The following is a 7,857-nucleotide window of genomic DNA, read 5'->3' as shown; positions in this document are numbered from 1 at the left end:
ATGCCAAAAGCGTGGGGTTTTTGCTGTGTGCGAAATATAAAAAACATTACAAGTGTTGGTTTTTGCTTATAGAATTATGTACTGAGAGATAAATTAAAGGTAACTCTTGGGGGCGGGTTTTATCGTTCTTGTTATTCCTTTCTATCCACTCAGTGAGGTTTAAATACGCTACTAACGATATGACGTCTTAGTTTGATTTAGTGCTGAAGTCACGTTAGTTAACTGCTTGGTAAAGGCTATAGCCAGTCACCGCACCTGCAACATCCCAGGCAAAATCTTTCCAACTCCAACCAGTACCACCTTGGCGGCTATCATATAGCTCCTTACCTGCGCCGATACCTATCGAAAATAGCAGACCGAAATTGCGGCTTCTTGCATCTGACCAATTCTGGTGTTCGCCATAGGCGGTGCCCGCAGCGGCAAAAGCTGCGGAGGCAAAGAAATGTTGGGCTTTATCTTTCCCCGTCCAACTGTCATTGGCCATATGGGTACATGCTGAACTGGTGAAAAGTAGCGGGGCAATAATTAAAAGGCGAAGATAAGGTGAGCACCACATGCAGCCTCTCCTTTGGCTTGATACAAAAACCCGCTCTATAGAGCGGGTTTTTATGTTTTAGATATTAAAGAATACGGCTAATAAGCCGATCGATACGAATTCTGCGCAAACGACGGATCAATTTGCGAACCTTGACTGGATATTGCTGAATATTTTCCAGCTCAAGGTAATGTGAAACAACTTTAGTATGAGTACGGATACACTCCAGCTCTTTAGCGCGCTGCTCATGCATCTCATGCTTAGGATCGTGGATCAAAATGGCATTTTCCAGATCTAAACGCCATGCTCGTGGGTTCAGGTTATTACCGGTAATCAATTGCCAATTGTTATCTACCCACATTCCTTTCAGATGGTAGGTATTATCACCATCTTTCCACAGACGCACCACTAATTGCCCGCTATCGACAAAACGCTGTAAGCGACTAAGGAAACGACGTAGATTGATTTCATAGAGGTAAGGCAGTGCGCCAATAATTTTAAACGGTTGATCTTCTGGAATATAAAAGTCGTTCGCAGTTTTGTCGCCGACAATAATCTCAACCTGTTTACCTTCGCGCAGCAGATAAATGATATTACGAACCAGCAGTGCTGGCAGGTTAAAATATGGCGTACAAATAATCAGCCGTTCATCCGCAGAGGCCATCAAGTGATGGATTGTTTTGTTCAACTGACTCTTTTTGCCTAAGCCGACCAATGGCGTCACCGTCAATTCATCGTTGCCAGCTTGCGCCGAAAATTGATAGCCAATATCACGCAGTGATGAGCGGAACTGCCGCGTCTCATTTTTGATCTCAGGATTGGTTGGTCGATCTACACGATCAAGGCGTTGAACCGCTCCAGCACTGAGTACTCGCTGTTTCACGTAATCGACCATAACGGCTGTCAGCGCAGGGTTGGTGATTAGCTGATAGCGATCATAACGATATTTATCATTTTGATAGAGATAGACGTCATTGATACTGGCTCCGCTATAAATCACGGTATCATCAATGATAAAACCTTTCAGATGCAAAACGCCAAGCGCTTCGCGGGTATTGACCGGAACGCCATAAATAGGGACGCAAACATTTGGATGTTTGGCCGCCATCTCGCAATACCAATCTGCATTGGTATTGACCGCCGCTGCGCCAATACGGCCACGTTGAGCGCGGTGCCAGTCTACCAACACGCAAATCTCTAGATCAGGGCGCAGGAGCTTGGCCTGATAGAGGGCGTTCATCACATCACGACCTGCATCATCCTGCTCAAGATAAAGCGCCACCAGATAAATACGTTGCGTTGCCAAACCGATTAAATCCAGCAGAGTAGAGCGGAAAACCTTAGGACAATAAAGTGTTTGGACATCTTCAACTGACTGGGGGAGTTTGGGCAGTTGGGCAAGGTGTTGTTGATGTTTACTACGTTTGAATTTTGACAACATCACAGTGCGCTTCTTCTCTTGTTATTTGATGGCAGAACCGCCATATCCTAAAAACACTAATCCATTGAGTCGGGCGATAATACCACTACTTTTCCGGATTGTGCGCAAGTTTTGCCTGGCTATAACCGAATCACTTCGCTACGTGGGCGATATCACGGTGATTCATGTAACGTAAATTACAGTGTTAGCTCCAGATTAACGATTCCATCCTCCATTTGTATATCAATACTAAAACCGAGTTTTCTCGCCAAACCAATCATGCCTTGGTTGTTTGGCATAGTGACCGCGGTTAGTCGGGCTAACCCGTGGCTGCGAGTGTATTGGATCATTTTCTCAAGTAATTCCCGCCCCAGGCCAAGTCCTTTTAGATCTGAACGCACCAACACAGCAAATTCAGCATCGATATTATCTGGATCAGAGAGTGCCCGTGTGACACCAATGATTTCCGGCCCTGCTGAAGTTTGGCGCACAGCAACGAAGGCCATCTCCCGATCATAGTCAATCTGCGTCATATTCGCCAAATCATCATGGCTGAATTCGCTGATTTCACTGAAATAGCGATAGTAGAGATCTTCTTTAGTGACTTGATCAATAAACAGTTTTAGTAGTGGTTCATCTTCCGGCAAGATGGGGCGGAATAAACAATGAGAGCCATCTTTAAGTACCACAGCCTGTTCCAGCTCATGCGGATAGGGGCGAATTGCCAGCCGTGCCTGCGGGTCGCCAATCACCGGGGCTAGCTGCATTGACACATCCAGTAGCGTGAACTCACTGCCAGACGCAAGCACTGGATGAATATCTAAACGGGTAATTTCAGGGCAATCAAGAATCAGGTTGGAAACTTGTACCAATAAGTGGCTAAGGCCTGGGATATCGAGAGGTTGCAGCGCCCCGCGACTGCGAATTTTACCACCTTTGACTGCTTGTAAGATCAGATAGCGGGCTAACGCCATGTTCAGCGGCGGTAGCGCGACCGCCGCTTGTGTCTCATGATGCCACTCGACGCCACCTTCACCCAGCATAATCAGTGGGCCGAAAATCGCATCTTGTTCTACTGCAATCCGCAGTTCCTGTGCTCCCGCCCGGTTGGCCATACTTTGCACCAGCAGCCCCTGAACTCGGGCTTGGGGGAAAGTACGTTTCACGCGGTCGAGAATGTCATCCGCTGCCCGTTGCACTTCCATTGCGGTACGCAGGTATAACATTACCCCCTGAACTTCTGATTTATGCACAATATCGGGTGAGCGCAGTTTGATTGCTACCGGGTAACCTAGCTGCTCGGCGATATGCACGGCTTCCGCGCTATCACTGGCAATCCAGGTTGGTAGCGTGCTGAGGCCATAAGCTTCGAGGATCGGTTGTACTTCATGGGTGTCGAGTTGAGTAATGCCTTCAGCCAGTGCCTGACGGATCAACTGATGTACATGGGCGGTATTCGCGGTAAGGCCCACAGGCAGCGATGGCGTTTCCTTCAACTGTTTTTGGTTGCGGCGGTATTCCACCATATGCATAAATGCAGTGATAGCCCCTTCCGGGGTGCGATAGGTTGGGATACCGGCCTCAGTGAACAAACGGCGGGCATCTTGTGATGAATATTCACCGCACCAGTTAGTGAGCAGGGTGATACGTTTGCCACGCGGATGCTGGCGAATAGCCGATATCAATAACTCAGCAGTTTTACTGCCTGGAGCTGCTGCACTGGGTGAATGTATTAGCAGCAAGGCATCATAGTCGGTACTGTCCAGTAGGGGTTTTAGCGCCGCCAGATAGCGCTCAGAGTTGGCATCATCCCGCAGGTCTATTGGGTTACGTAAGGAGACAAAAGACGGTAACGCTGCGCTCAGGGCGGATTGAGTGGTATCCGCGAGTATTGCCAGCTTACCGTTACGGCTAATCAGTTCATCGAGTGCCATCGCTGCGGGTGCCGCACCATTGCTGACAATCAATAACCGTTCTCCGCGCAATGGGTGCATATGGCTCAGTGTTTCGACCGCCGAAAAGAGTTCGTGAGTATCCTGCACCCGCAACAGGCCAGCTCGTTGAATTGCCGCATCATAGGCGGCATCCAGCCCTTGCTGTCCCCCCAGTAACTGCTGGGCGCGCTGGCTGCGGCCACTTTTAACAACTAAAACAGGTTTATTGCGCGAAGCACTGCGTGAAGCCGATAAGAAGCGACGCGCATCGCTAATATGCTCGATATACAACATGATAGCGCTGGTTTTACCGTCTCGGGCAAGGAAGTCGAGCAAGTCATCGACATCAATATCGAGGCTATCGCCCAGTGCAATAAAATATGAGAAACCCACCTCCCGCTGCTGTGCCCAATCGAGGACGGTGTTAGCTACAGCGGCGGATTGAGAGATAAACGCCAGACGCCCTTTCTTGATAGGTACTGGCGAGAAACTGGCATTTAGCCCTTGCCATGGAGCCAGCAAACCCAGGCTGTTTGGGCCAAGCAAACGCATGTGGTGGCGTTGCGCGCAGGCTTTTAGTTCCGGAAATTGCTCCGTTGCCGCAGACAGGATAATCACCGCCTTACAGCCACGGGTACCCAAATCTTCCAACAGTGATAGATTACGGCGGTCATGGGTGCACAAAATGGCTAAATCAGGCGTGATGGGCAGGCTGGCGATATTGGCGTAAGCCAGTACACCGCAAACTGCTTTATGAGAAGGGGTGACGGGGAGAATAGGGCCGTTAAAGCCACCATCCAGCAAATTGCGCATCATCAGGAAACCGGCGCGCTCAGGCTTTTCGGACGCGCCAATAACCGCAATAGACTTCGGGCGTAGTAGGGCTTCTAGTCCACGTTGACTCATAATTTATCCCCGTCATCTTTCAAATTGCAGGTGTGTTGGCTGCGTTCGGTTACTCGGCCCATCCATGAGCCTCGCCTCGTTGAGGCCGCAGCAAGCAGCGTTCAAATCTGCTCCCGACAGATTTGTTCCCAAATCACTGACTGATGCCAGCTCATGTCGCCTTTCTGTACCCGAAATCTATTGGGGAGAAGTCAACGGCTGCTTATCTGATTTTATGCGATTTCTTCGATACTTGCTGTGACTCGGCCCACTGGATGATGAGGTTTTCCGGCTAAATATTGCTGACGAAAATAATGAAAATGCGCAGTTAACCCATCGGCTGCCTGAATATCGCCAGCTTGTTGCAGCAGAGCGGCGGCAATCTCTACGGTGCAATGTTGTTCCGGCCGTGGTGCTTCGCGTAGCAGATAATCTGAAGTACCCGCCACATTGAGCGATAGCATCGGTAGACCGGCCAGATAGGGGCTTTTGCGGAACATTTTTTTAGCTTCGTTCCAGGTACCATCCAGTAGAATAAATAACGGAGGTTTATTGCTAATGGGTAATTGATTGAGTACTTGGCGTTCGGGTTCGGCGTATTTTTCCGGGAATACCACATAAGGCTGGCGAGAAGGATCGCGAATAGCGGTGAGTAGCGCAGGTTCAACTTCTGTGCGCGCCCAGAGAAAGGCTTGGGTATCCGGCAGAATATCAGCAATCAGGCGGCCAGTATTACTGGGTTTTAGAGGTTCGGTATCAAACATGATAAGGCAAAAGCGGCTGTTGGCTGGTTGTGGCTTAATGGTATCACACAGACAAAAACGCTCAGTCAGCAAGCAGCCTTGGCAGCGAATGGCGCGACAGCCACGGGCACGATAAGCGCGCGTGGATGCGGCTAAACGCTGTTGGCGTAAACGCAGTACGGCATTTTCCGTCGTTATGACCGTAGGCAAAACATGGTCGATATCAGATGATTCAGTCACGACGGACTCCTGAAGAAATAGCGCTATTCTAATTAACCCTTGTACTCAGTCATACCACAAAAGAAAAAACAACGCCCTAACAGAAAACTGTCAGGGCGTGGGCTTTATCGGGTACTTGAGCGCAGCTAAAACACATGCAACTTGAAGTATGGCGGGTATAAATGAGTTAAACTACCTTAGCGGGCAACCGGCTCTACTGATAATTGTTCATCTAACCAATGATCAAAAGGAGCTTTTGGCAATGCGCCGCTTAGCATATCGACCATTTTCCCGTTTCGGTACAGCATAATAGTCGGAATGCTGCGGATACGGAAGCGGGCGCTGAGCTCGGGTTCAGCCTCAGTATCTATCTTGACGAAGCGAACTTTTCCGGCGCGCTCTGTGGCTGCATCTTCAAAGATAGGCGCAAAGCTGCGGCAAGGGCCGCACCACGTTGCCCAGAAGTCGATGACCACCGGCAAGTCATCTTGCAGCAGTTTATCCAGTGTTTCGGCGGTGGCGTTAATCACTTCGCCATCAAATAAAGAGTGGCCACAGCGCCCACATTTAGCGCCGTCATCAATACGTTCTTCCGGTAGGCGGTTGGTCGCCATACAAGCTGTACATACCGTATTCATAAATTAGCCTTTATTTAGTATCTCAATAGATAGAAGAGAAACCAGACAGCCAAATATCACTGAATTGTTTCGTTGATGTTATCTATTATGGAGATAAACGAGATAAGTGCCAAAAAGGTTTATTCGATGAATACGATAGTTGTTAGCTTTTAGCGCTTGCTTATGGCTAACCGGGCGGACATCAGGTAATCTTCGCGCCCTGCGCGTTGGTGGAGAAGACAATGAACGATTCATTTAGTGGCAAAAACGGCAAAGTTAAAGTGATGTACGTCCGCAGTGACGAAAACAGCAGCGACGACCGTAACAGCAATAACCGGGTAAAAACCCGCGTCCGGCAGGCAAAGGTCGTCCGGGTGATAATGCGGGTCGGGGCAGTTCACCGCGTAATAATGACTCACGTCGTAACGATTCCGGCCGTAATGAACGCGTGAGTCCGAGTCGTCCGGCGCGTTCTGATAGCAGTGGCCCTTACGATTCACCGTGGAAAACCGTGTCTCGTGCGCCATCTGAAGAACCTGAGTTTGATCACGGCGGTATCAGCGGCAAAAGTCATGTGGATCCTGCGCAATTGCGTCGTCAACGGGCTGAAGAGACACGCGTTTATGGCGAAAATGCCTGTAAAGCGCTGTTTGAAAGCCGCCCTGATGCTATCGTGCGTGCCTGGTTTGTGCAGTCCGTGACGCCACGTTTTCGCGACGCGCTGAAATGGATGGCGGCTAACCGCAAGGCTTACCATGTGGTTGAAGAAGATGAACTGGCAAAAGCGTCTGGCACTGAACACCACGGTGGCGTGTGCTTCCTGATTAAAAAACGTCAGGGTTTGGATGCAGAAACTTATCTGCAACAGCAGACTCAGGCGAAAGATTGTGTACTGGCACTGGAAGACGTGGGTAACCCACATAATCTGGGTGGCATTATGCGTACTTGTGCGCACTTTGGTATTAACGGCGTGTTGCTGCAAGATCCGGCGATACTGGAATCCGGTGCGGCAGTTCGTACCGCAGAAGGCGGTGCGGAGCATATTAAAGCAATCAATGCTGATGATTTCCTCTCGGTGCTGGATACCTTCCGTAAAGCCGGTTACACCATCGTGACCACCTCAAGCCATAAAGGTGTCAGCCTGTCAAAAGCTGAACTGCCAGCCAAAATGGTGCTGGTTTTAGGGCAAGAGAGTGATGGCCTGACCGACAGCGCCTGGCAGCAGGGTGATGTGAGTGTGTCTATCGGTGGTACGGGCAAAGTCGAAAGTTTGAATGTGTCTGTCGCGACGGGGATTCTCCTGGCAGAGTGGTGGCGTCAAAATACCCTGCGTCCTTGAAGCCGCAGGGGTGTTAGCGGCGCTCACACACCCGAATCACTTACTTGAGTAAGCTCATCGGAATGTGTTTGCTGGCTGCCTACCTGCAACTCCAATGACTTTGGGTATATATAACTGAACCATAAAATAAAAAAGGGCGCTGATGATAAGTCAGCGCCCTTTTTG

The 7,857-nt window shown here is 49.6% G+C and carries 5 protein-coding genes and 1 pseudogene; 1 reads left to right on the top strand and 5 read right to left on the bottom strand.

The window, feature by feature from the left end; genetic code table 11:
• Positions 1 to 214 precede the first annotated feature (214 nt).
• The 5 genes from YALDO0001_RS14050 to trxC all read right to left on the bottom strand — a co-directional run bounded on the left by YALDO0001_RS14050 (position 215) and on the right by trxC (position 6,374).
• On the bottom strand, positions 215 to 556 hold the full coding sequence (locus tag YALDO0001_RS14050) for a YfiM family lipoprotein (RefSeq protein WP_042840103.1): 342 nt from the start codon (positions 554 to 556) through the stop codon (positions 215 to 217).
• 64 nt (positions 557 to 620) lie between these two features.
• Positions 621 to 1,973: a CDP-diacylglycerol--serine O-phosphatidyltransferase gene (pssA, locus tag YALDO0001_RS14045; RefSeq protein ID WP_390169637.1), complete on the bottom strand. Its 1,353-nt coding sequence runs from the start codon at positions 1,971 to 1,973 to the stop codon at positions 621 to 623.
• Positions 1,974 to 2,152: 179 nt separating this feature from the next.
• On the bottom strand, positions 2,153 to 4,795 hold the full coding sequence (locus tag YALDO0001_RS14040; protein WP_004704063.1) for a bifunctional acetate--CoA ligase family protein/GNAT family N-acetyltransferase: 2,643 nt from the start codon (positions 4,793 to 4,795) through the stop codon (positions 2,153 to 2,155).
• Between the two features lie 212 nt (positions 4,796 to 5,007).
• On the bottom strand, positions 5,008 to 5,757 hold the full coding sequence (locus YALDO0001_RS14035; protein ID WP_004704062.1) for a tRNA-uridine aminocarboxypropyltransferase: 750 nt from the start codon (positions 5,755 to 5,757) through the stop codon (positions 5,008 to 5,010).
• Between the two features lie 176 nt (positions 5,758 to 5,933).
• Positions 5,934 to 6,374, bottom strand: a complete 441-nt coding sequence (gene trxC, locus YALDO0001_RS14030; protein WP_042546705.1) for a thioredoxin TrxC — start codon at positions 6,372 to 6,374, stop codon at positions 5,934 to 5,936.
• 221 nt (positions 6,375 to 6,595) lie between these two features.
• On the opposite strand from trxC, the pseudogene YALDO0001_RS14025 reads away from it, so the two are divergent.
• Positions 6,596 to 7,692, top strand: a pseudogene (locus YALDO0001_RS14025) (tRNA/rRNA methyltransferase).
• The last annotated feature ends 165 nt before the right edge of the window (positions 7,693 to 7,857 follow it).

This window comes from Yersinia aldovae ATCC 35236, assembly GCF_000173735.1.
Taxonomy (GTDB): domain Bacteria; phylum Pseudomonadota; class Gammaproteobacteria; order Enterobacterales; family Enterobacteriaceae; genus Yersinia; species Yersinia aldovae.
The sequence above is the reverse complement of the archived record's forward strand: the minus strand, read 5'-3'. Positions and strand labels throughout refer to the sequence as shown.

Coding starts and splice junctions, on each gene's coding strand:
- YALDO0001_RS14050 (WP_042840103.1), bottom strand. CDS start 556: ATGTGGTGCTCACCTTATCTTCGCCTTTTAATTATTGCCCCGCTACTT.
- trxC (WP_042546705.1), bottom strand. CDS start 6,374: ATGAATACGGTATGTACAGCTTGTATGGCGACCAACCGCCTACCGGAA.
- YALDO0001_RS14040 (WP_004704063.1), bottom strand. CDS start 4,795: ATGAGTCAACGTGGACTAGAAGCCCTACTACGCCCGAAGTCTATTGCG.